Annotated in this window: 25 protein-coding genes; 9 read left to right on the top strand and 16 right to left on the bottom strand. The window is 42.0% G+C overall.

The features are described 5' to 3' along the window. Positions 1-25: 25 nt before the first annotated feature. The 3 genes from DBR32_RS02230 to DBR32_RS02220 form a co-directional block, all read right to left on the bottom strand. Positions 26-1,108, bottom strand: a complete 1,083-nt coding sequence (locus DBR32_RS02230) for an efflux RND transporter periplasmic adaptor subunit (RefSeq protein WP_124634652.1) — start codon at positions 1,106-1,108, stop codon at positions 26-28. A gap of 179 nt (positions 1,109-1,287) precedes the next feature. Next, complete coding sequence (locus tag DBR32_RS02225) at positions 1,288-1,695, bottom strand: hypothetical protein (protein ID WP_124634651.1); 408 nt, start codon at positions 1,693-1,695, stop codon at positions 1,288-1,290. A 139-nt stretch (positions 1,696-1,834) separates the two neighbouring features. Next, the gene (locus DBR32_RS02220; RefSeq protein WP_233559638.1) at positions 1,835-2,446 is read right to left on the bottom strand and encodes a DUF3109 family protein; all 612 of its coding nucleotides are present in this window, start codon (positions 2,444-2,446) and stop codon (positions 1,835-1,837) included. Between the two features lie 110 nt (positions 2,447-2,556). Here DBR32_RS02220 and lepA point away from each other — a divergent pair, with 110 nt between their 5' ends. Together lepA and DBR32_RS02210 are read left to right on the top strand one after the other, a co-directional pair. Further along, the gene (gene lepA, locus DBR32_RS02215) at positions 2,557-4,353 is read left to right on the top strand and encodes a translation elongation factor 4 (RefSeq protein ID WP_124634650.1); all 1,797 of its coding nucleotides are present in this window, start codon (positions 2,557-2,559) and stop codon (positions 4,351-4,353) included. Positions 4,354-4,447: 94 nt separating this feature from the next. Further along, positions 4,448-5,068: a CatB-related O-acetyltransferase gene (locus DBR32_RS02210; RefSeq protein ID WP_124634882.1), complete on the top strand. Its 621-nt coding sequence runs from the start codon at positions 4,448-4,450 to the stop codon at positions 5,066-5,068. 10 nt (positions 5,069-5,078) lie between these two features. Here the strand turns inward: DBR32_RS02210 and DBR32_RS02205 are convergent, their stop codons facing one another. The 5 genes from DBR32_RS02205 to DBR32_RS02185 all read right to left on the bottom strand — a co-directional run bounded on the left by DBR32_RS02205 (position 5,079) and on the right by DBR32_RS02185 (position 10,341). Further along, complete coding sequence (locus DBR32_RS02205) at positions 5,079-5,699, bottom strand: ATP-binding cassette domain-containing protein (RefSeq protein WP_124634649.1); 621 nt, start codon at positions 5,697-5,699, stop codon at positions 5,079-5,081. Continuing rightward, positions 5,686-6,486, bottom strand: a complete 801-nt coding sequence (gene lpxA, locus DBR32_RS02200) for an acyl-ACP--UDP-N-acetylglucosamine O-acyltransferase (protein ID WP_124634648.1) — start codon at positions 6,484-6,486, stop codon at positions 5,686-5,688. Before lpxA ends, DBR32_RS02205 begins: the two co-directional genes overlap by 14 nt. Positions 6,487-6,496: 10 nt before the next feature. Continuing rightward, positions 6,497-7,906 carry a bifunctional UDP-3-O-[3-hydroxymyristoyl] N-acetylglucosamine deacetylase/3-hydroxyacyl-ACP dehydratase gene (locus tag DBR32_RS02195; protein ID WP_124634647.1) on the bottom strand — a complete coding sequence of 470 codons (1,410 nt, stop codon included), beginning with the start codon at positions 7,904-7,906 and terminating at the stop codon, positions 6,497-6,499. A 65-nt stretch (positions 7,907-7,971) separates the two neighbouring features. Next, the gene (lpxD, locus tag DBR32_RS02190) at positions 7,972-9,021 is read right to left on the bottom strand and encodes a UDP-3-O-(3-hydroxymyristoyl)glucosamine N-acyltransferase (protein ID WP_124634646.1); all 1,050 of its coding nucleotides are present in this window, start codon (positions 9,019-9,021) and stop codon (positions 7,972-7,974) included. Between the two features lie 42 nt (positions 9,022-9,063). Beyond that, the gene (locus DBR32_RS02185) at positions 9,064-10,341 is read right to left on the bottom strand and encodes an HD domain-containing protein (RefSeq protein ID WP_124634645.1); all 1,278 of its coding nucleotides are present in this window, start codon (positions 10,339-10,341) and stop codon (positions 9,064-9,066) included. Between the two features lie 94 nt (positions 10,342-10,435). On the opposite strand from DBR32_RS02185, the gene DBR32_RS02180 reads away from it, so the two are divergent. Continuing rightward, complete coding sequence (locus tag DBR32_RS02180; protein ID WP_124634644.1) at positions 10,436-10,996, top strand: hypothetical protein; 561 nt, start codon at positions 10,436-10,438, stop codon at positions 10,994-10,996. A 15-nt stretch (positions 10,997-11,011) separates the two neighbouring features. Then, positions 11,012-11,470, top strand: coding sequence for an SRPBCC family protein (locus DBR32_RS02175; protein ID WP_124634643.1), 459 nt, complete (start codon positions 11,012-11,014; stop codon positions 11,468-11,470). A gap of 56 nt (positions 11,471-11,526) precedes the next feature. Here the strand turns inward: DBR32_RS02175 and DBR32_RS02170 are convergent, their stop codons facing one another. Together DBR32_RS02170 and DBR32_RS02165 are read right to left on the bottom strand one after the other, a co-directional pair. Next, the gene (locus tag DBR32_RS02170; protein ID WP_124634642.1) at positions 11,527-12,288 is read right to left on the bottom strand and encodes a tetratricopeptide repeat protein; all 762 of its coding nucleotides are present in this window, start codon (positions 12,286-12,288) and stop codon (positions 11,527-11,529) included. Position 12,289: 1 nt separating this feature from the next. Next, positions 12,290-13,321 carry a VWA domain-containing protein gene (locus DBR32_RS02165; RefSeq protein ID WP_124634641.1) on the bottom strand — a complete coding sequence of 344 codons (1,032 nt, stop codon included), beginning with the start codon at positions 13,319-13,321 and terminating at the stop codon, positions 12,290-12,292. Between the two features lie 197 nt (positions 13,322-13,518). On the opposite strand from DBR32_RS02165, the gene gcvT reads away from it, so the two are divergent. The 3 genes from gcvT (at position 13,519) to DBR32_RS02150 (ending at position 15,719) form a co-directional block, all read left to right on the top strand. Next, on the top strand, positions 13,519-14,607 hold the full coding sequence (gene gcvT / locus DBR32_RS02160; protein WP_124634640.1) for a glycine cleavage system aminomethyltransferase GcvT: 1,089 nt from the start codon (positions 13,519-13,521) through the stop codon (positions 14,605-14,607). Between the two features lie 94 nt (positions 14,608-14,701). Next, positions 14,702-14,908, top strand: coding sequence for a cold-shock protein (locus DBR32_RS02155; RefSeq protein ID WP_124634639.1), 207 nt, complete (start codon positions 14,702-14,704; stop codon positions 14,906-14,908). Positions 14,909-15,062: 154 nt separating this feature from the next. Further along, entirely contained in the window at positions 15,063-15,719 is a 657-nt protein-coding gene (locus tag DBR32_RS02150) for a protein-L-isoaspartate(D-aspartate) O-methyltransferase (protein ID WP_124634638.1), read from the top strand. Positions 15,720-15,803: 84 nt separating this feature from the next. Here DBR32_RS02150 and DBR32_RS02145 read toward each other — a convergent pair whose 3' ends face one another. From DBR32_RS02145 to DBR32_RS15670, 4 genes are all read right to left on the bottom strand, one after another. Beyond that, entirely contained in the window at positions 15,804-16,502 is a 699-nt protein-coding gene (locus tag DBR32_RS02145) for a CoA transferase subunit A (protein ID WP_124634637.1), read from the bottom strand. A 56-nt stretch (positions 16,503-16,558) separates the two neighbouring features. Then, entirely contained in the window at positions 16,559-16,966 is a 408-nt protein-coding gene (locus tag DBR32_RS02140; RefSeq protein ID WP_124634636.1) for a DUF4258 domain-containing protein, read from the bottom strand. Positions 16,967-16,970: 4 nt separating this feature from the next. Beyond that, positions 16,971-17,354: a DUF4359 domain-containing protein gene (locus tag DBR32_RS02135; RefSeq protein ID WP_124634635.1), complete on the bottom strand. Its 384-nt coding sequence runs from the start codon at positions 17,352-17,354 to the stop codon at positions 16,971-16,973. A 181-nt stretch (positions 17,355-17,535) separates the two neighbouring features. Next, positions 17,536-17,973 carry a hypothetical protein gene (locus DBR32_RS15670; RefSeq protein ID WP_148089204.1) on the bottom strand — a complete coding sequence of 146 codons (438 nt, stop codon included), beginning with the start codon at positions 17,971-17,973 and terminating at the stop codon, positions 17,536-17,538. A gap of 131 nt (positions 17,974-18,104) precedes the next feature. Here DBR32_RS15670 and DBR32_RS02130 point away from each other — a divergent pair, with 131 nt between their 5' ends. Both DBR32_RS02130 and DBR32_RS02125 read left to right on the top strand, forming a co-directional pair. Then, positions 18,105-19,244 (top strand): DUF4421 family protein, encoded by a 1,140-nt coding sequence (locus tag DBR32_RS02130; RefSeq protein ID WP_124634634.1) that lies wholly within the window; start codon positions 18,105-18,107, stop codon positions 19,242-19,244. Position 19,245: 1 nt separating this feature from the next. Beyond that, positions 19,246-19,845, top strand: coding sequence for a ribonuclease HII (locus DBR32_RS02125; RefSeq protein ID WP_124634633.1), 600 nt, complete (start codon positions 19,246-19,248; stop codon positions 19,843-19,845). A 33-nt stretch (positions 19,846-19,878) separates the two neighbouring features. Here the strand turns inward: DBR32_RS02125 and DBR32_RS02120 are convergent, their stop codons facing one another. Both DBR32_RS02120 and DBR32_RS02115 read right to left on the bottom strand, forming a co-directional pair. After that, positions 19,879-20,574: an NAD-dependent deacylase gene (locus DBR32_RS02120; protein ID WP_124634632.1), complete on the bottom strand. Its 696-nt coding sequence runs from the start codon at positions 20,572-20,574 to the stop codon at positions 19,879-19,881. Further along, entirely contained in the window at positions 20,575-23,724 is a 3,150-nt protein-coding gene (locus DBR32_RS02115; RefSeq protein WP_124634631.1) for an efflux RND transporter permease subunit, read from the bottom strand. Between the last annotated feature and the right edge of the window lie 52 nt (positions 23,725-23,776).

The following is a 23,776-nucleotide window of genomic DNA, read 5'->3' as shown; positions in this document are numbered from 1 at the left end:
AATTAGGTTATTGGGGGGATGAAAACTATTCGGCTTTTAAACGAAGGTGAGCCATCACTTCCTGGGGTTGCTCATATTCATACTTGATTTTGTCGCCGTCTTTTACTTTTTGTACCCCTTCGAGCAGTATTCTGTCTGTTGTGGTTAAGCCGCTTTGTACGACATAGAGGTCCGGCATTTCGCCACCAACCGTAATGTTTCTGGAACTGATCACATTGTTCTTGTCGATGACAAAAACATATTTTTTGTCCTGAATTTCATAAGTGGCTTTTTGTGGAATAAGGATGGCTTGTTTCAGCGGAACGGTCATTAAGACTTTACCGGTTTGTCCGTTTTTCAGGAGTTTATCGGTATTGGGAAACTTGGCCCTAAAGGCGATATTGCCGGTCTCATTATCAAATTCACTTTCGATAATTTCGATCATTCCCTTATAGGGCAGGGTTTGTCCATTGGCTAAGAGCAGGCTCACTTGGTTATCGCCTCTGTCTTTTATGTTGGTTTGGTATTGGAGATATTCGGGTTCTGAAACATTGAAGTAAGCAAATACCGAACTATTATCCGAAAGGCTGGTCAGCAGTTCTCCTTCATCAATAAGGCTTCCCAGTTTTTTGGGAATACGGTCGATGGTTCCGTCAAAAGGGGCTCTGATATCAGTAAAGGAAAGATGGAGCCTTGCCAGGGAGATTTCTGCTCTGGCCTGCTCCAGTTTTGCCTGTGCCAGTGCCTGTTCATTTTTGGAGACAATGTTTTTATCGGCCAGGGTTTTGGCATTTAATAATTCAATTTCTGCCGCTTTTGCTTCTGCCTGTGCCTTCTGTAGTTCTGCTTCATAAAACTTCGGCATGATCTTAAAAAGAAGTTGCCCGGCTTTTACAAATTGTCCTTCATCTACATAGATATTTTGCAGAAACCCTTTTTCCTGAGCCCGCAGTTCTACATTCCGCACAGAGCGTATTTGTGCTACATATTCCTTGGTAAAGGAGGTGTCCATAGCCATAGGGCTGGTGCCCGTATATTTAGTTTCTTCTTCTTTTTCTTTCTTTTTTGAGCTGCAACTTGTATGGATCAATAGGGCACACAAGCCTGCAAACATGATCATTTTCTTCATGATATTAATTGGATATGATATTTTGGAGGGGTACTGTTTGGGTATTTTAGGAAGAGAAAAACATCAGTCCTGTGAAAACGACTGAAGAAGCCCTGCATCAATATGATTGCGTAGCTTATGTTTTATTAAAAAAAGGAAGGGTGTCTTCTTTCAGGTATAGAAAGAAGGTGGGGGATGGCTCAAATGCGCAAAACCCCTTGCATAATATACTTATGCGATTCTTGTCCGAAATAGAACAAAGAAGATTTTAGATAGCTGCAGAGCTCATTCGTGATGAATGGAGCAGCGGAATAAGTGTACAGGCTTTGTTGCCTGTGTTGTATTTTCTGGAAATTGAAAGACTGGTTATGGTCTTCGTCTTCCTCTGTATCATCATCGTTACTGAGGCATTCCTCATTTGTACTCAGCGCATATCCTTCAATGGCCGCATGAGTACTATTTGTATTGTAGTAATGTTTATGATGTTTTTGTTTGCTCTGTGGCGTATGGGTATGAGTAATAGCACTCCTGTACGCTGCCGAGAAGGCGGGCGTATTACTGTTGAACAAAAAGCAACAGCAGTAGATAAGGAATAAGACTATTCTCATTTAGGGGGCAAAACTAACAAAAGAAAGCATGTGATCAGCAGATCGTGAATTATTAAATTGCAAAAAAGACGTTATTTTTTAGCTAAAGCGAAGGGAACCTGCGCTAAGGCATTTAGGATGAGCCGATAGCAGCTATCATTTATGATCCGGCCTCTTTATTTTTGTAATATTCATTGGCAGTATGCTCCAGGTCTTCATAGAATTCTGCTCCATATTTCCGGATCAGGGGTTCTTTTAGAAACTGGTATACGGGTACTTTAAGCGATTTGCCCAGTTTACAGGCCGGTTTACATAAAGAAGGTTGGGGTTCATAGTTCAGTGCATGGAATGTTTCTGTTTCGACAACCCTTATTGGGAACAGGTGGCAACTGATGGGTTTTTTGAAATCCGTTTTGCCATCATAATAAGCTTGCTCTATGGCACATTTGACCATGCCACCCTCATCATAGAAGCCATACACGCAGATTCCTCCATCGATGGTTGGGGTTACAATGTCAAATTCATCATCAAAAGTATACGCCCCGTCTTCTTCAATAATATTGATGGCATTTTGGGGCAGATAGGGCTTCAGCACCGGGTAAAGATCCTCGATCAGATTGGCTTCGTCACGGGTAATGGGGGCGCCGGCATCGCCTTCCACACAGCAACCACCTTTGCATTTGTTCAAATCGCAAACAAATTGCTTATCAAAAATATCATCGCTGATCAGGATGTCCTCTATCGCTACCAAGGTTAAAAAGATTTGCTGCAAAGTTATGATTATTTCGGAAAATACGGGTTTTGAAAGATGTTGGTTACCTGCGCGATACGTTACATCTTTTTTTCAATTAATAGTCGTATTTTCGCGGGCAGTTTAAGAATATGAAAAACATACGCAATTTTTGCATTATTGCCCATATCGATCATGGTAAGAGTACCTTGGCGGATCGTCTTTTAGAACATACCAAAACCATATCGGAAAGAGATATGCAAAATCAGGTATTGGACGACATGGATTTGGAGCGGGAGAAAGGGATTACCATCAAAAGTAAAGCCATACAAGTACAATATAAAAGAGGGAATGAAACCTATGTTTTCAACCTAATTGATACCCCGGGTCACGTTGACTTCTCTTATGAAGTATCCCGCGCATTAGCTGCCTGTGAAGGCGCTTTGCTGCTGGTAGATGCGTCGCAGGGTATTCAGGCGCAAACCATTTCCAATCTTTATTTGGCCATTGAAAATGATCTGGAGATCATTCCGGTGATCAATAAAATTGATATGGAAGGGGCGATGATTCCGGAAGTAACGGATCAGATCGTAGAGTTGATTGGTTGTAAAGCAGAAGATATTATTTTAGCGAGCGGAAAAAGCGGCATTGGTATAGAAGAAATCCTGAGTGCAGTGGTCGATCGTATTCCGGCACCAAAAGGAGATCCGGAAGCGCCTTTGCAAGCCCTGATCTTTGATTCGGTATTTAACTCTTTCCGGGGTATTATCGTTTATTTCCGTGTATTGAACGGTTCTTTAAGAAAAGGAGAAAAAGTACGCTTTATCAATACCGGTAAAGATTATAATGCAGATGAGGTAGGTACTTTAGGTTTGGGATTGATTCCTAAAACGGAAGTATTGGCCGGTGATGTAGGGTATATCATTACAGGTATTAAAAATGCGAAAGAAGTAAAAGTGGGTGATACCATTACGGCAGTAACCAATCCGAGCACGGTATCTATTCAAGGTTTTGAAGATGTAAAACCAATGGTATTTGCGGGTATTTTCCCGGTCAATACAGATGAGTTTGAAGAGTTAAGGGATTGCATGGAAAAACTGCAATTGAATGATGCGTCTCTGACTTTTGAACCGGAAACTTCTCAGGCACTTGGTTTCGGATTCCGTTGCGGATTTCTGGGCATGCTGCACATGGAGATTATCCAGGAGCGCTTAGAAAGGGAGTTTAACCAAACGGTGATTACTACCGTACCTAACGTTAGTTTTCATGCTTATACCACAAGGGAACCTGATGTGAAGATTATTGTGAATAATCCTACGGAAATGCCCGATCCCAGCCGTTTGGCTAAGGTAGAGGAGCCTTTTATCCGTGCGCAGATCATTACCCTTCCCGATTATATCGGCAATATCATGACTTTGTGTTTGGGTAAACGCGGTATCCTGATCAATCAGAATTACCTGACCCCAACGCGTGTAGAGCTGATTTTTGATATTCCTTTGGCGGAGATTGTATTTGATTTTTATGATAAATTAAAATCGAACACCAGAGGTTATGCTTCCTTCGATTACCAACCTTTAGACTATCGCGAAAGTGATATCGCTAAAATGGATATCCTGTTGAACGGGGAGAAGGTAGATGCCTTGAGTGCTTTGATTCACCGCAGCAGGGCGCATGATTTTGGCCGTAAGTTATGTTCTAAATTAAAAGAACTATTAACGCGTCACCAATTCATGATTGCGATACAAGCCGCGATCGGTGCGAAAATCGTAGCGCGTGAAACGATTAGTGCCATGCGTAAAGACGTTACCGCGAAGTGTTATGGAGGTGATATCTCCCGTAAACGTAAATTGCTGGAAAAACAAAAAGAAGGTAAGAAGCGTATGCGTCAGATTGGTAATGTAGAGGTGCCACAGGAGGCCTTCTTAGCCGTATTGAAGCTGGACGATTAATTATAACAAGCACAGAATTATTATATAAAAGCGTGTGGCGCGCCGAAGGCGCGCCACACGCTTTTTGGCTTTTGAAACTTCTTAAATTAACATGATGACCGGACCCGATAAAGACGCGGTTTTTCCTTTAGCCCATTATGGGCGGCTATGTTTTCTGAAAAATATCATTCGTAACCCTAATATCATTGTGGGTGATTATACTTATTATGATGATTTTGAAGACGTGCATAACTTTGAAAAGAATGTAAAATACCATTTCGATTTTATCAACGACAAGCTCATCATTGGTAAGTTTTGTATGATCGCGTCTGATGTAACCTTTATCATGAATGGTGCCAATCATGTAACCGATGCACTCAGTGCCTTTCCTTTTGCTATTTTCGGGAATGGGTGGGAACGGGCAATGGAAGGTAGCGTTTATCCCAATAAAGGTGATATTGTGGTCGGGAATGATGTCTGGATAGGACATAGCGCCACGATTATGGCGGGTGTTCGTATCGGAGATGGTGCTATTATTGCCGGCAATGCGGTGGTGGTGAAAGATGTGCCACCCTATACAATTGTTGGGGGTAATCCGGCTATCGTAATCCGGAAACGATTTTCGGAAGAAGTGATTGAACAATTACTGACCTTGCGTTGGTGGGATTGGGATATCCAAAAGATCACGGATAAGCTGCCCTACCTGACACGTATGGAGATCGATAAATTACGCTAAATAAGGTTGCTTATTTGTACTGCTGCATATCCAGTGTAGCGATGGCACCGGGATATTCCCGTGCATCGTTAGAGGCAATAATGATCAGCCTGTCTGTAGCCAATGTTTGTAGCCATTCCTGGTACATAGCTACACCCTGAAGGTCCAGGTTGCTACAAGGCTCATCTAATAACAAGATGGGGGTATCGGCAAAAAAGGCCTGCGCTAATTTCACCCTTTGTTTCATACCCGATGAAAATTCATTGATATACTGCCCTGCAGCATGATCCAGTTGCATACTACTGATGATGCGTGCTACAGACCAACCCTGTAGTGTTTTTTTGAATTGAAAGTGAAATGATAAAAATTCTTTTAAGGTCATTTCCTCGATTACATCCATGGCAGGGGCACAATAGCTGATGTATTCAAAGATTTGTTCTGAAGTAATCTCTTTGCCTTCCAGTTCGTAAGTAACCGTGCCGTTACTGATGGTTTGCATACCCGCAATCATACGCAGTAAGGTAGATTTTCCCGAACCATTAGCCCCTAAAATAGCATAGGTATTTGCCCCTTCATATGTGGTACAAATACCTTTAAAAACCCAATGGTTAATATATCTTTTGCTGATTTGATGGAGTTCAATCTTCATCATGTACTTTATTCGTCGACAGCCCTCTCATGATGCCATGTTTAGACTCTCTGATAAAATTTAATATTTGTTCGCGCTCCTCTGAAAAAGGAACTTCTGCTTCAATAATATTAAGTGCTTTTGCTGTATTGTAGCCTTTTACGTAAAGGATACGATAGATATCCATAATGTGGTTGATCTGCTCTGAGCTAAAGCCTTTCCTGCGCAAGCCTACGGTATTTACCCCAACATAAGATAAGGGCTCACGGGCTGCTTTTACATAAGGAGGTACATCTTTACGTACCAGAGAACCGCCGGTAACGAAGGTATGAGAACCGATATTGACAAATTGTTGTACGGCTACTAAGCCCGCCAGTACAACATTATTGCCCAGGGTAATATGCCCGGCCAGTGTTGTGCTGTTGGAGAAAATACAATTATCACCAATGATGCAATCATGCGCAATGTGGCAATAGGCCATAATCAGACAGTTGTTGCCGATCTTGGTAAACATTTTGTCACTGGTACCTTTATTGATCGTCACGCATTCCCTGATGGTGGTATTATCCCCAATGATGGTTGTGGTTTCCTCCCCATTATATTTTAAATCCTGAGGAATGGCAGAGATCACTGCTCCCGGAAAAATGCGGCAGTTTTTTCCAATGCGCGCGCCCTCCATAATGGTGACATTTGAAGCAATCCAAGTTCCATCACCAATTTCTACGTTTCTGTGAATTGTAGCAAAAGGATCAATTTTTACATCTTTACCGATTTTAGCTTCCGGGTGAACGTATGTTAAAGGATGTATCATCAATTATTTTTTATCTTTTAGAACTCGGAGTTAACTGAGCCATCAGCTCTGCTTCCGTTGCAATTTTATTTCCTACATACGCTGTGGCCTTCATTTCGCATAAACCGCGTCTGATAGGAGCCATCAATTCCATTTTTAACAGCAGGGTATCACCCGGCATGACTTTATGTTTGAACCGTACTTTGTCAATTTTTACGAAATAAGTATCATAACCGCCTTCCACTTCCGGCATGTTATTTAAAGCCAATATCCCACCACATTGTGCCAGCGCTTCGATCTGTAGTACGCCCGGCATCACCGGATTACCCGGAAAGTGACCCTGGAAAAAGGGTTCATTCATCGTTACGTTCTTCACCCCAACTACATGGGTAGCGGAAATTTCGATAATTTTATCGACCAATAAAAACGGATAACGATGTGGCAATACACTTTCAATATGGTTGATATCGAATATCGGTTCTTTAGCAGGATCGTAGGTCGGGGCTTCTAAAGCCGCTTTGTTTTTCTTAATATATTCTTTGATTACCTTTGCGAAAGCCACATTACCGGCATGACCCGGACGGCTGGCGACAATATGCGCATTGATATGATAACCACTTAAAGCCAGGTCGCCAACAATATCTAATAGTTTATGACGAGCCGGTTCATTAGGGAAATGCAGATCCAAGTTGTTCAGGATACCTTCCTGTTTTACATTAATATTATCCTTTTTAAATGCCGTTTTGAGTTTGCCTAAGGTGTCTTCCGAGATAGGTTTATCCACTACAACAATGGCATTATTCAGATCGCCACCCTTGATCAGGTTATTGTCCAACAAATATTCCAGCTCATGTAAGAAGCTGAATGTACGGCAGGCAGAAATTTCCTTTTTGAAATCTTCAATCTGGTGCAGGGCAATATGTTGGGTGCCGAGTACCTGAGAGTTGAAATCGATCATGGTTGTGATCTTATACTTGTCTGCCGGAATCGCCATCATATCCACATTCTTGATGGGATCATAATAATGCAGGTTTTCCGGTAGGGTATAGACCGTCTTTTTTGTTTCTTGTTGCGCAATGCCGATTTGCTCGATCAGTTCGATAAATAACTTAGCGCTCCCGTCCATAATAGGCACTTCGGGGCCATCGATCTCTATCAAAACATTATCTACGCCCAAACCGACAAAGGCAGAAAGTAAGTGCTCAATCGTGCTTACTTTGGCTTCCTTATTTTCGATGGTGGTGCCACGGGAAGTGTCTGTTACAAAGTCGACATCTGCTTTTACCATGGGTTGCCCTTCCAGGTCTACGCGTTTAAAACGGTAGCCGTAATTGGGGTCAGCAGGATGTAACGTAATTGTGGTGTTTTTTCCGGTATGTAATCCGATGCCGGAAAGGCTTCCTGTGCCTTGTAATGTGTGTTGATAAAATTCCTGGGTCATTTATATTAATTTTGAATGCCGGTGTATGCGACACTCTCCACGCTTTTTAAAATCTAAAGGCAAACTTAAACATTTTTTTGTTCCAAGGCCTGAATTTTAGCCTCTAAACTTTTAATCCGGTCCATCATATCGGGCAGGCTTCTAAAAACAATCTGGCTTTTCATCTCACTTTTGTAGTCAAATGCATAAATGCCGCTAATAGCCGTATCTTCTTTGACAATCGTTTTAGAGACGCCACTTTTGGCATTAATCTTAGTACCGTTGGCTAAACTGATGTGGCCTACAATGCCGACCTGTCCACCCACAACACAATGTGCTCCGAGCTTTGTACTGCCCGAAATGCCGGTTTGCGCGGCAATAACAGTACTTTCTCCAATCTCCACATTATGGGCAACCTGCAGGAGGTTGTCCAATTTTGCACCCTTTTTAATAAGGGTCGAACCCATCGTGGCACGGTCAATACAGGTATTAGCGCCTATTTCTACATCATCTTCAATCACTACATTACCTATCTGTGGTACTTTGTCATAAGAACCATCCGCTTTAGGCGCAAAGCCAAAACCATCGGCACCGATTACCGTTCCGCTATGGATAATCACCCGCTGTCCCACGATACAATCTTTGTAGATGGTTACGGAAGGGTAAATAATGCTATCCTCTGCAATTACGGCATTACTACCGATAAAACAATTGGGATAGATCTGTACATTCTTACCAATCACTGCGTGTTCAGAGATATAGCTGAAAGCACCAATATAAGCGCTTGCATCTACCGAAGCACTGTCCGCAACAAATGCCTGGGCTTCTATACCCGTTTTCTTTTGTCCTTTGGTAAATTGTTCATAGACCTGCAACAATTGGGCAAATGCCGCATAGGCATCAGCTACCCGAATCAGGGTTGCCGATACGGGGCCGGTCAGCACATAATTGTCATTCACCACGACAACGGCTGCCTGGGTTTCATATAGATAATGCTCATATTTAGGATTGGCAATAAAACAAAGAGATTGTGCACCGGCTTCTTCTATTTTAGAAAAAGTACTGACAACAGCCTCTGGATTTCCTTCTACGCTTCCTTGCAGTAATTGCGCTATTTGTATTGCCGTGAATTGCATATGGTAATATAACTTGTGTGGTTTTGTTTTTGTCTAACGAATTTAACGAACCGATTTTAGTTCTGGTATATAACAAATGAAGTATTTTTTAATTTCTCCCGAAACGGTATTTCCGATTAGTGTATTGTTAACCGCCGAAATGTCCACAACCGTACCGTTTTTCAAGGCAATATTGATATTATCATCATTTACCTGGTACGTATTATTGGTTGTCGTGCCATCGAATAGGAAATAAGGCATGTTTTCTTCCGTTAGGATACCGCTGGCGAGGCCTTTTTGTTTTAGGGCTTCAAAGCTTTCAGGATCACTTTCATTACTCAGCTTTACCTTGTATAATTGCCTGTTTGTGAGCATGGTGCACATTTTAGAAAGGATAGGATCAGCATGGTGCATCCATTCTTTGATGCTACAAACGATATCTGCGTCATCTATGGCACAAAAGCGCTCCAATATAGCGGGGTCAGTCTGGAAATCTTCCGGTTTGATCTGCTCATACAGAAAAAAAGAAAGGCTCGGGGTGGCAAATAAGGCAACGCCCTGTTCTGCCAGGTCTTTCGCTCGTTTCAGAATATTCACAATGAGCCTTTCGGCACCAAGTACCGTTTTATGCAGGTATACCTGCCAGTACATTAATCTCCGGGCGATAATAAATTTCTCTACAGAATAGATTCCTTTTTCTTCCACGACCAGGTTACCATCCTGTACCGTGATCATTTGCAGGATGCGGTCATAGCCAATCGTTCCTTCTGCAACACCGGAGAAGAAGCTATCCCTGTTCAGGTAGTCCATACGGTCCATGTCGAGCTGGCTGCTCACCAATTGGTGCAAAAAGGGCTTTTCGTAACTGTTGTTGAATATTTTAATGGCAATATCCAGATTACCTCTGAAGATGTCGTTTAGGTTATGCATGATCTGTAAAGACAAGCTTTCATGCGAAACCGGGATCAGGTTATGTTCCAACGCGTGGGAAAAAGGGCCATGCCCTACATCATGCAGTAAGATGGCGAGTTTGGCACCTGTTTCTTCTTCCGGGCTGATGGCTACCCCTTTTCTTTTGAGCTCATTCAGGGCGATACCCATTAAATGAGTGGCACCAAGGGAGTGATGAAATCTGGAATGTACTGCTCCCGGATATACCAGTTGCGCCATACCCATTTGCTTGATGCGTCTCAGTCGTTGAAACCACTGATGCTCTATAACCTGCATCAATTCCCGTTCAGAAAAACGAATAAATCCGTAAACAGGGTCGTTAATTATTTTACCGTACAAAGGATTACCTAATTTGGCTGCAAAATTAAGAAATAAATAGTCGTATAGCATATATGTTCACAACAATTTATTAGTAAAATAAGGAGTGGATAAGCGATGCTTTGGATTATCGGCTATTTTTGCAGCACAGAATTAAACAATACTTATGTTTTTAATTATCTTTTTCCCCATTTTCGGGGCGTTTTTCGGCTGGCTGGCACACAAAATATTTTCGTTGATCATGCAAAACAGTATCCGGCAGCAGGGTGCAAAAATGGTGCAGGGTATCGCAAGTACTATGATGCAACATCTTTCTGTTGAGGAACTGGCCGATCATTTGGTATCCGAGCGGTCTTTAGCCGCCTTAAAGCCGGAGCTCGAAAAACAAATAGAACAATTTATACAGCATAAACTACAGGAAAAAATACCCTTGGTGGCCATGTTTGCAGGCGATAAGATCGTGACGCAGGTCAAAGAACTGTTGTTGACGGAGATACAGAGCAGCTTACCCCTTATTCTGAAAACCTACGTTCAGCAGGTGGATATACCCGAAATGCTGCGCGAGCGGATCATGCAAATCCCCAAAGAAGTAGTGGCTATGCAGGTGAATGAAGCATTGAAACCTTTCTATTCCCGCTTACAAGTCTTTGGCGCTGCCTGGGGTTTCGGCTTGAGTATCTTATTTATTATCGCTATATTTATATATAATTATATTTTTTTAACCTAATAAGCTATTGAGTTAATGAGGAATCAAACGGTAACCGTAACGGCGCAAATGCTGATCAGAAAGCCTGCTGCTGAAGTGTTTCAGGCATTTATTGATCCGGCGCAGACGATAAACTTCTGGTTTACCAAATCGAGCGGACCTTTGGTGGAAGATGGTATGGTGACCTGGGAATGGGAAATGTATCAGTTCGCTACAGAGGTTTGGGTAAAAGCAATCAAACCCAACGAAAAGATAACGGTCGTATGGGGAGCAGGAAAAACAACCATAGAGTTTGAGTTTAAAGCACTTACAGAAGATACAACTTATGTCGAAATCAGCAATTATGGGTTTACAGAACAAGGCGAGGATCTATTGCCTGTGGTAATGGATAATATGGGTGGTTTTACCACCGTACTGGATGGGCTAAAGGCTTATCTGGAACATAATATCCGCCTGAACCTGATTGCCGACAAATTTCCGCCGGGTAATAAATAAGGGTATTCTTTACTGGTAATATTAAAATGGCGCGCCGAAGGCGCGCCATTTTAATATTACCAGTCTTTATCAAGTTTTACAGGAACCGTACCCTGTTTGTTTTTATTGGATTGAACTTTCTTTTCATTTTGTTGTAAGGAATTCAGAATGTCATTGGCTTGCTTTTCACTCATCGGTCCGTCCTGCGGCTTGGGTTGCTCCCCTTTGTCTCCGTCTTTCTTATCAGGATCCTGTTTGTCTTTTTGTTCGGGGTCTTTTTTATCGTCTTTTGGGTCCTTTTTATCCGGATCTTGTTTGTCTTTATCTTTATCCTTGTCTTTCTGGTCGTCCTTCTTATCCTTATCGTCTTTCTTATCTTTATTTTGATCTTTCTCGTGCTGCAGCATTTTCTGAGCATAAGCCAGGTTGTATTTGGTATCGGCATCTGCCGGATTCAGGCGCAGCGCACTTTTATACGCATCTACAGCGCCCTGCCATTTTTTTTCCTGGGCAAATGCATTACCGATATTGTGATGTGCTTTGGCCTTTAGCTGTTTATCGTTTGTATGGGCAATCGACTGATTAAAACTTTTTCGGGCATCCTCATATTTTTTATTTTGCATCAGGGCATCACCCTGATTAAAATAAGTAACCGGATTTACATTGTTTATGGCTAATGCTTTTTGAAACATATTTTCTGCTCCGGCGTAATCTTTTTTAAGATACAAGCTATTGCCTTCACGCAAGGAAGGATTACTATTGCCCGTTTTGGTTTCCTGCTGTGCAAAGATGCTGTAAGACAAGAGAAGGATGGGGATCAGGAAAAATAAAGACTTCATATTATACTCCGGTCGTTTGAAAGCTGTGTTCCACGCTCATATTAGATTTTTTGGCCGCAGGAATAAACCAGTCGATTAATAATAAAACGACGGCAACCAATAAAAAATACTGAAAATAACTTTTGTAATTGGCAAACAATACGGAACCCATATTCTTCGCTTCCATTTTATCGATCTGGCTTAGCAGATTCGATACTGTTTCATTGTTATTGGTCAGTAATTGATAAGTGCCTTTGCCGGCTGCTGCGATTTGTTGTAATTCCGCTTCATTTAATTTTGAAATAATTTCATGACCTTGTGCATCTAGCTTATTGCTACCCAATGTCGGGTCGAAGATGGGTGCGCCGGCAACAGAGCCAATCCCTATCGTATGAATGATGATACCATTGTCCGCAGCATTTTCGGCCATTTTCGCCGCTTTCTCATCATGGTCTTCACCATCGGACAAAAGGATGATCACTTTCGATTTTTTATCTTTATTGTTAAATGCCTGATTGGCCATTTCAATGGCATCTCCAAGTACAGTGCCTTGTGTGGGTACTACATCAGGACCGGCACCGCTGAGTAGCATTTTTGTACTGGCATAATCAACTGTGAGCGGTGATTGCAGGTATGCCCTGCCCGCGAACAGGATCAGTCCGGTTCTGTCATCGCTCATTTTATTGATCATCGTTTGTATCAGCAATTTGGCACGGGTCAGGCGGTCCGGGCTAATGTCTTTAGCCAGCATGCTTTTACTCACGTCCAACGCAAACATCACATCTACTCCTTTTCGCTCAATCTTCTCGGTATCTTTTCCCATTTGTAAATTGGCCAGGCCAATAATGCCAAAGATAATAGCCCCTGTAACCAGAACCAGTTTGGTCGTCGCCCTGCCGGCTATTTTGCCTTTGATCAATACCGGAACCAGCCTCGGATTACCCAGGCGCTGTACTGTAGTCCTGCGCCATTTTAGATACCTTACATAAAGGAATATAAGAAGCAAAACAACCGGTAATAACCACAAATAGGCGCTGTGCTGAAATGTAAACATAAAATAGAATAAACCAGATTAGGGCAAGCAAATATAATAATAGTTTGAAGCAATGATTTTATGTGCTGCCAATTGTGGTCAAATTTAACAAAAAGGAACATTATCTGCCCCTAATTATTATTATGATGTAAGAGCTGTAGCATCTGTATAATGAATATATTATCTTTGTCGCATTAAAAATCAAAAATAATATAATAATGAAGAACACCCCCTTTACGGCGAAGCATATTGCCCTTGGTGCAAAGATGGCCGAATTTGCAGGATATAATATGCCTATTTCTTATTCCAGTATCAACGATGAGCATGCTACGGTGCGTAATGCGGCCGGTGTGTTTGATGTGAGCCACATGGGGGAATTTATCATTAGCGGCCCTAATGCATTGGATTTAATACAGCGCATTACCAGTAATGATGCTTCAAAACTGACCGAGGGTAAGGCGCAATATTCTTGTTTCCCTAATGAACAGGGAGGAATAATTGATGACCTGATCGTATACTGCTTTGAGCCTAACGAAAAATATATGTTGGTGGTGAATGCCTCTAATATCGAAAAGGACTGGAATTGGGTGGTGAAGAACAATACCAATAACGCTGTGGTGGAGAACATTTCTGAGCAGATGGCTTTGTTGGCGATCCAGGGTCCTAAAGCTACGGAGTTGATGCAATCTTTAACAGATGTAGAACTGGCTAATTTAAAGTATTACACTTTTGCGGTAGGGACTTTTGCCGGTGTTGATAATGTGATCATCAGTGCGACCGGTTACACCGGTTCGGGTGGGGTAGAGATCTATTTTGAAGATAAAGGTGACGATGCTTCCAAAATATGGGATGCAATCTTTGAAGTAGGTGCTCCTAAAGGCTTAAAAGCAATCGGATTGGGTGCAAGAGATACCCTGCGTTTGGAAAAAGGTTTTTGTTTGTACGGAAACGATATCGACGATACCACTTCTCCTATTGAAGCCGGTTTAGGTTGGATCACCAAGTTTACGAAAGATTTTACGGCAAAAGATATTATCGCAGGCGTGAAAGAAGCAGGTGCTGCCCGTAAATTAGTGGGTATTGAAATGGTGGATAAAGGTATTCCTCGTCATGGATATGCCCTTAAAGACGCTGCCGGAAATGAAATCGGAGTGGTGACTTCCGGTACACAATCACCTTCTTTAGGTAAGGCTATCGGTATCGCTTATGTGGCGAAAGCTAATGCTGCAGAAGGTTCTGAAGTATTTGTGTCGGTAAGAGATAAATCGTTGAAAGCGACGATAGTAAAGATGCCTTTTTTGAACTAAATGTTAATTGTAATATAATTCCGACAAATGTGCGGTTTTTAATATAATTCCATTATCTTAGCATTATTAATAAAATAATTAAATCATTACAAAAGTGGAAAATCAAAAATTCCAAGGAACTGTAAAGTTCTTTAACTCAGAAAAAGGCTTCGGCTTCATTAAAGCGAACAACAACAGCGAAGATATCTTCGTACATGTAAGCGGATTAATTGACGAAGTAAAAGAAAACGACAACGTTGAGTATGAAATGCAACAAGGTCGCAAAGGTATGAATGCAATCAATGTAACATTAGTTCGTTAATTATATTAATTACCAAAAAGGAGCCTGAAGTATTAACTTCTGGCTCTTTTTTTTTATGCCTTATTTCAGCATGCAGATGAAATATTAGGCTTCCTTCACAAGTGAATAACTAATGAAGTACCACTCCTCCTGAATTAAGTATCTTTGTACCGATATGCACCATTTACCAAAAGAAGATACTTATTTACACAAAGGACTACGCAAAAAGTTAGTAGAGGAACTGCGCACTTTAGGCATTACAGATGAAAAGGTGTTAGATGCAGTCAATAAAGTGCCCCGTCATTATTTCCTCGATTCGGCGCTCGAGCGCTATGCTTATGAGAACAGGGCCTTTCCTATTGCTGCCGGCCAAACGATTTCCCATCCTTTTACCGTTGCCCTGCAAACGCAAATCCTGGAAGTAAAACCCTATGAGAAAATCCTGGAAGTAGGTACCGGAAGTGCCTATCAGGCCTGTGTACTGGCTATGCTGGGCGCAAAGATATTTTCCATTGAACGCCAGCAGGAATTGTTCAAACAGATGAATCAATTCGAATATTTAAAAACCCTGAACGGCATCAAACGCTTTTATGGTGACGGCTTTGAAGGCTTACCTTCTTATGCACCTTTCGATAAAGTAATTGTGACCGCTGCGGCACCTTATATCCCGGAAAAATTAATCCAGCAATTAAAGGTTGGTGGCATTATGGTCATTCCTGTCGGAGATGAAGAGCAGCAAATGAAGAAGATTGTAAAGACCGCTACCGGATATACCGAAGAGGTGGTGGGTAAAGCGTATTTCGTGCCGATGTTGACCGGGAAACAGCGATAGAGGCTGAACTTATATTCGCTCAAACAGTAATAAAAAGATTGTGGCGCGCCACAATCTTTTTATTAAGAAAGTTCACGTTTAAACCTATTTAGAAACGGTTCTTTGTTCAATGCGTTTTTCATAATCAGTACCCTGGAAGATACGGTGTACATAAATACCCGGTACATGGATTGCATTCGGATCTAAGTCACCGGCTGGTACCAGTTCTTCTACTTCTACGATGGTTATTTTACCGGCTTTTGCCATCACTTCATTAAAGTTACGGGCCGTTTTGTTAAACACAATGTTGCCGGAAGTATCACCTTTCCACGCTTTTACAATTGCAAAATCCGCATCAAAGGCCATTTCCATCAGATAGTCCTTGCCATTGAAGTTGCGCACTTCTTTTCCTTCGGCTACTTCTGTACCCACACCGGCAGGTGTAAATATTGCCGGCATACCATAAGCAGTCGCTAAACAGCGCGTAGCAAGGGTGCCTTGCGGAATCAATTCTACTTCTAATTCTCCGCTTAATAACTGGCGCTCAAATTCTGCATTTTCACCCACATAACTGGAGATCATTTTCTTTACCTGCTTCGTTTTTAGCATTAAGCCAATACCGAAATCATCTACACCGGCATTGTTAGAAATGCAAGTCAGGTCTTTAGTGCCCTGCTTTACCAAAGCATTAATACAGTTTTCAGGAATGCCACAAAGACCGAAGCCTCCGAGCATGATCACTGCACCATCTTGAATATCTTTTATGGCCTCTTCGGCATTTGCTACTACTTTATTAAAACCCATTGTGCGTGTTTGAAGTGACCAAAAGTAATATTTTTTAATGGTCTGATGAAAAAAAATTAGTTGCAATCGCAGGAATACTCCACGTCGAGATCAATACAGGTAATGACCTTGATTTGCCGGTCACAGACCCCGAAAACAATCCTCAACTCCTGCCCGTCCTGTACTTTGTCTTCTATGGCATAACTGGGGCAGGGCCGGTCATTCACATCTGATTTTTTGAGGTTAATATGCCCCTCGCGCAATACTTCCCTGATCTCCTCTTCAGTAATGCCTCTGCAAGCCATACGGCAGCGGGCATGCTTGGTAAAAGAAAGGGGCGCATCTGCCGCAATCACCTGTTGCACCTGTGTGTTGGTCGTACCTGATTTTCGTCCCGAATTTGTGTTCCTATTAACGAGCAGCAACACAATAGCCAACAGGACCAGTGCTATGGCAATTCCTTTTTTCGATTTACGGTATGACATTCCTCTATTTAAAATACTGCTGAATATTATCTTTAATAGTGGTTTTTACCTGCGGTGCAATAAATACCTTGCCAAAGAGGCCAATACCCACGCGGCGGTCTATAGCGCCCAGTTTAAGTCGGGTGAGTGAGAAAACGACATAATCTTCACGGATGACCGCATTCTTTACCATAGGGGTCACCATAAGCTTGAATACATCATCATTCAGGTTGTTCATCATCACACCGGCGAGATTTCCTTTTTGTTCGATCTGGTCCTTTTCTTCTGATAAGGCACTCATAATTTCCTTAGAGACCGCATCTCTATGGGTTTGTTCTTTTGGATTGCTAAAGAACATGACCATACCGGTCAGCAGGAAGATCAGGAGAAAGACGTATCTTTTTTTCATTGGAATAATTGCTTAGACTTTGAATATATGTACACGAAATTAGTATTTTATATGTCCATTACCACATATAATTGAAATGATGCAGACCGGTTAATATTCTATATTTATGACCCCTGTAAACGGGATTGGCAAAGGATTGATAGTATTGCAACAGGTTTATAATTATCTCTTTTATCCTTTTTTATATAAGCGTGCGTTTAATAATAATATTTCTAATAAAATAAACGAGGAATGTAACTTGGCCTGCTATGAAAAGCACGCCTGCCAAAAACATCAAGGTTATCCGTAAGGATAAAGCTTCACCCATTTTTTCCGGGTTAGCGTGGGATATACCTAAAAATATGGATGGGAATTTTAAAAATAGGATAAATGGGATGGTTAATATTAAATGTATGAAAAATATTATCCGACTAATATTCGCGGTCCGTTTTGATAAGAAAAAGTATCCTATTGTCACAAGGAGTAGTGTAATGATTATAGTGGATTTTCCGAGAAAATAGGGTGAAAAAACAGTAGTATGCCAACCTGGAACAACGGAAGTTGCAAAATCAGTAGACAAAGAAATGCTGGATAATAACAATACTAAAAAAGCAAAAAAAGGGATATATGGTCTTGTCATAAACTTTTGTTTTGCTGATAACCTTGACATTAGTGAGTGTATGAGAAAATATTCAATGTGATACAAAAAAACGGTTTATTGAATATTCAGTAGATTTGCGCATTGCATTTCTATAAAATAGTTTTTTATTGATGATCCAAAAATATGATAGGGCTTTGATTGGGAAAATGGGGGGGTACGTGCTGGCGGCTGTATTATTTTTGAATGGTCTGAACTATTGCAGTGCGCAAGCGCTTAGGGATACGACAGGTACCCGTTTAACAGAAAAAGAGGACAAATGGTACCACCCGGTTGTGGACTCGGAAAGGGTAAACCTGTACGACAAACATTTTGGACTTACCTTTTACCTGCAACAGAAAAATGTGCGGCAAAATTTCCAGTCGATGAAGAATAATCATCACCTGATCTATCAACCCAACCGGGGCATTGCACTCGGTCTGGGCTTTGTATATCGCTACCTTGCCTTGAGCGGTACTTTTAATGTGATTCAGAACAAGCCTAACGAAACCATACGTACCAAAGCACTGGATTTTCAGTCGCAGTTGTCCGGACGCAGGTATGTTTCTTTCCTGTATGCACAATATTATAAAGGTTTTTTTAGCGACCAGTCTTTTGTACTTGCGCCGGGACAAGAAGCCTATGCCCGCCCGGATATGGGTATGGTCTTTTTAGGGGCAGCTACTTCTTTTGGATTAAAAAAGGATTTTTCTTTTAGTGCCAATATCTCTTCGGTACAGTGGCAAAAGCGTTCGGGAGGAACGCCCTTAATTTCTTTAGACATTTTTTTAGGCATTAATAAAGCAGACAGTGTCTTTGTGCCCCGAAATATTGCAGCAGATTATTATCATGCAGATGTACTGAAGAATCGTATCTGGAGCCTCGGTTTAGGGGCGGGCTATGCCTATACCTATGTGTTTGATAAACACTTTTTTATGACCGGCATTGTGAGTGCTAAAGTTCCGGTTAATTTTATAAAACGAACCAATACCCTGGGACAAACGGGGGAGGAAGTGAGTATGGGCGTGAACCTGAGCCTGTGGGCAAAAGTAGGATACAACAGTGACTTTTGGAATCTGGCGCTTTTGGCCACCAATAACAGGATACCTATTGGCGGTACGGTCTTTGAGCCCAATTTTGTATCAAATACCGGATACCTGAGGCTGATGTATACCCAACGGTTTTTGATTGGGAAAAAAAGAAGAAAGCAATTGAAGCCGGTAGACAAACTACTGGATATTCCTTATAAGATTTTTGAAAAAATACTTCCTTAAAATGTTAGCCGCAAGTTATACTAAAGAACTGATTGAAGCGGGTTGTGATGAGGCCGGAAGGGGCTGTATCGCCGGTCCGGTAGTGGCCGCTGCAGTGATTTTACCCAAAGATTTTTATCATCCACTGCTGAATGATAGTAAGCAGCTAAGCGAAAGGGACCGCGCACTTTTAAGGCCGGTGGTGGAGCAACAGGCTTTGGCTTTTGCCGTAACTTTTATTGACAATGAAGAGATCGATGTGATCAACATTCTGAAGGCTTCTTTTAAGGCCATGCATCAATGTGTGGATAAACTCCTGATCAAACCGGAATTACTGTTGATCGACGGGAATCGCTTTCCGGCTTATCTGGGCATTCCTCATCAATGTATTGTGAAAGGAGATTCGAAATATGCCAGTATTGCCGCCGCGAGTATCCTCGCTAAAACCTATAGGGATGAATATATTGAGCAGCTTTCGGAGTCCTATCCCGACTATGACTGGAAAACCAATAAAGGCTATCCTACGCCGGCGCATAAGCGCATCACGATGAGCAAAGGGCACACCCCTTTTCATAGAATTACCTTCAAGATAAAACCACCAAAAGAAAAAGGTACCCCATAAGGAGTACCTTCTCTTGTTTTTGTTTGTTGTTGTTTATAATAAACTCTTTAATGATTCGGTTAATTCAGCAATTCCTTCGCTGGCTGTTTGCTCGATCGTCCTCAAATAAGGAGAGCGTTTGAGCAAGGGTATTTTTTTGTCCAGCACATACACCGGGTGTCCCGTGGGTACCAAGTCTACTAAACCGGCTGCAGGATACACCAAGAGGGAAGTGCCTATGATCACAAAAATATCAGCGCTTTGTACGATAGGCATCACTTCATAAATCATGGGAACGGCTTCGCCGAACCAAACAATATGCGGCCGTAACTGGCTGCCATCTTCTGCCAAATCACCATGCTTGATGTCTGCTCTAATATCGTAGATCACATCTTCATTCGCTACACTGCGCATTTTAAAAATCTCACCGTGTAAGTGATGAACTTGTGTAGAACCGGCACGTTCATGCAAATCGTCTATATTCTGCGTGATAATGCTTACTTCAAAATCGGTTTCCAAAGCAGCTAGGCCTTTGTGGGCGGCATTGGGTAATGCGGTAGCACAAGCCTTTCTGCGGAAATTATAGAATTCCAAAACCAATTCAGGATCTCTGGCAAATGCTTCCGGTGTGGCTACATCTTCTACTCTGTGATTTTCCCAAAGCCCGTCACCATCGCGGAAAGTTTGTAATCCGCTTTCCGCGCTGATGCCGGCTCCGGTTAATATAACCAGTTTCTTTTTTTTACTCATTTAGTGTCCTCTTTCTTGCACTTCTACTTGTCTTGCGATTACTTTTCTCACCATTTTCTTTCTTCTTCTGCTGCTGAATCTTCCCAACAATTTATCTACTATATAATATACACAAGGTACAACGATCAGGGTCAGTAAGAGAGAGCTGGTCAGACCACCAATGATCACCCAAGCCATCCCGTTCTTCACTTCAGCACCGCTACCGCTGGCCATCGCGATCGGCAACATACCTGCGATCATCGCGATCGTCGTCATCATAATAGGACGGAAACGTTCTCTACCGGCATCGATAAGGGCTTCTACCAATCCCGCACCTTCTGCTTTACGCTGGTTGGTGAAATCCACAATAAGGATACCATTCTTCGCCACGAGCCCCATGAGCATGATCAGACCGATCATTGCAAAAATGGTCATCTCATTCATTGTTAAAGCCAGCGCCAGGAAGGCTCCGATCATGGCCAATGGTAAGGCAAACAATACAACGAACGGATAGATGGCATTTTCATATAAGGCTACCATGATCAGGTATACCAACAGGATACCGATCCCCAAAGCCGCTAACAAACTGGTAAAAGAGTCTGCTTGATTGGCCAGGTTACCAATATACTCCCAGGTTACTCCATCCTGGAATTTTATGACATCAAATTTCTTTTGCAGTTCCTGTCCTACCGTACCTACAGAACGACCGGTTACCGTAGCGTTGATAGTGATGGAGGATAAACGGTTACTTCTTTGCAGTACCGATTCTCCCATTACCTCGTTGATCGTTGCAAACTGATCTAAGGTAAAGGATAAGCCCTGAGCAGTTACAAAATTCAGCTTTCTTACATTGTCGATATTACTTCTGTCTGTCGCATCATTTTGTACCATGATGTCATATTCATTACCACTATAGGTGAATTTGGCATTATCATTACCCCTGAAGGCATTGGATACCGCACTGGCAATCTCACTTGGGTTAATGCCATACATCGCCATTTTCTGCCTGTCGAGACTAATCTCAATCTGTGGCTTTGGATTCTTGGTACTGAATTCTACATAGTTGGTACCAGGTGTCTGCTCAATAAGGCGTTTCATCTCGATAGCCGTTTTCTGTACGGAGGCGCGATTCGGCCCTTTTACCAATACCTGAACATCTCCCTGGGCAGCATTACCCATGATATCGACCTCACTTACGGTCACTTTAGCACCCGCAATGGTACTGATGGTGTCGTACATTTTCTTCGCAAATGCTGCGGTCGAAATCGTACGTTTTTTCTTATCATTCAGTTTTACATTGATTTCTGATAAGTTACTGTTGCTAGAACTGGCCATACCATTGCTGGAGTAACCGATATTACTAAACAAGTCAATTACTTCCGGTTGGCTCAGCAATATTTTTTCGGCCTGTTGGGTCAGCATACTGGTTTGGTATAAAGAAGCCTGAGGCTCTAATTCCAGTTTGATCACCATTTCCCCTTTGTCTCCTTTACTGATAAAGGCACCACCGATAAAGCCGGTAGCCAGCAGAGAGAAAGAACCGATTAATAATAATATAGTCAGGATAAATACATAACGTTTTTTACCCAAAGCCCATTTCAGGATAGAGGTATAACCATCTCTGATTTTGGTAATCTGGTTTTCAAACCAAATATTAAATCTACCCCAAAGCGTTTTCTTATCCAGGTGTACAATTTTAGCAAACCGTGAAGCCAGAAGCGGTGTTAAGGTAAAACATACCATCAAACTCATTAAGGTAGAACATACGACCACCAAGGCAAATTCTCTAAGGATGTTACCGATCATACCGGAGGTCAGGGCCATGGGTAAGAACACCACCACATCCACCAAAGTAATGGCCATAGCGGTAAACCCGATCTCTGCACGACCATCAATAGTAGCCTGGCGTTTGTTTTTACCCATTTCCATATGACGCATGATATTCTCCAGAATTACGATAGAGTCATCCACAAGGATACCAACGACCAGTGAGAGGGCCATCAGCGTCATCAGGTTTAAGGACATGCCAAACATGTACATAAAGATAAATGTCGGGATCATAGAAGCCGGTAAGGCTATCAGTACGAACAGGGAACTTCTTAAACTGTGCAGGAACAGCAACATCACGATCGATACAATAATAATTGCCAGTACCAAATCGAACATTACCGCATTGGCAGATTCGAGGGTATAGGTACTTTGATCGGAAGAAATGCTGAATTTTAAGTGTTTATCAGAGTATGTTTTTTCTATTTCCGTAATCTTTGCCCTTACCAGTTTACTCACCTCTACGGCATTCGCATCGGTTTGTTTCATGATCTGGATACCAATAGAAGGCAGGCCGTTTACCCGGTTGATGGCCGTTGCGTCCTGTTGTCCGTCCATAACATCTGCCACATCTTTAAGACGTACATCACCACCGTCTTTACTGCGCATCACCACCATGTCTTTCAACTGTTCGATATCATTAAATTTGGCATCGAACTTAATAGAGAACTGGTTAGATCCTGTTTCTACTTTACCCGCAGGGGTAGAAAGGCTGGCTAAGTTTACGATCTGGGATAATTGTGCAATGGTCATGTTGTAAGCATTCAGCTTATCTACATTTGCATTGATATTAATCTGGCGTTCGTTACCACCTACCAGGTTGATTTGGCCCACACCGGGTATATTACCTAATTGTGGTTTGATCTGCTGGTCTACAATGTCGTACAAAGTACGATCATCCACACTTGCGGCAACCCCCATACGTATTACGGGAATGTCGTCTGAGGAGAACTTGTTTACAATAGAACGATCCACATTTTCAGGAAGGGTAGCCGCGATTTGGTCTACCTTTCTTTGGGCATCATTTTGTGCTTTGTTTACATCCGCATCGGCATTCAATTCGATCGTAATCAAAGAAGCTCCTTCCTGGCTGGAAGAGTTGATGCGTTTAATTCCTTCTAAAGAAGATACCGCATCTTCGATATGTTTGGTTACCGAGGTTTCGATCTCGTCTGCCGAAGCACCACGATAAGTGGTGACAACAGAAACTACATTGGCATCAAACTTGGGAAGCAAGTTGTAGTTCAGTTTGTTATATGATATCAGTCCAAATAAGATCAGTACCACAAATACTACCGTAATCAGTAGGGGCCTGTTAATGGACAGTTCCGTTAGTTTTTTCATTTAATATTTTTTAATGTATTCTTGAGAATAGATTATGTCCTTTTATAACATT

This window comes from Taibaiella sp. KBW10, assembly GCF_003852495.1.
Lineage (GTDB): Bacteria > Bacteroidota > Bacteroidia > Chitinophagales > Chitinophagaceae > Edaphocola.
This window is presented reverse-complemented; position numbering and strand designations above follow the sequence as displayed.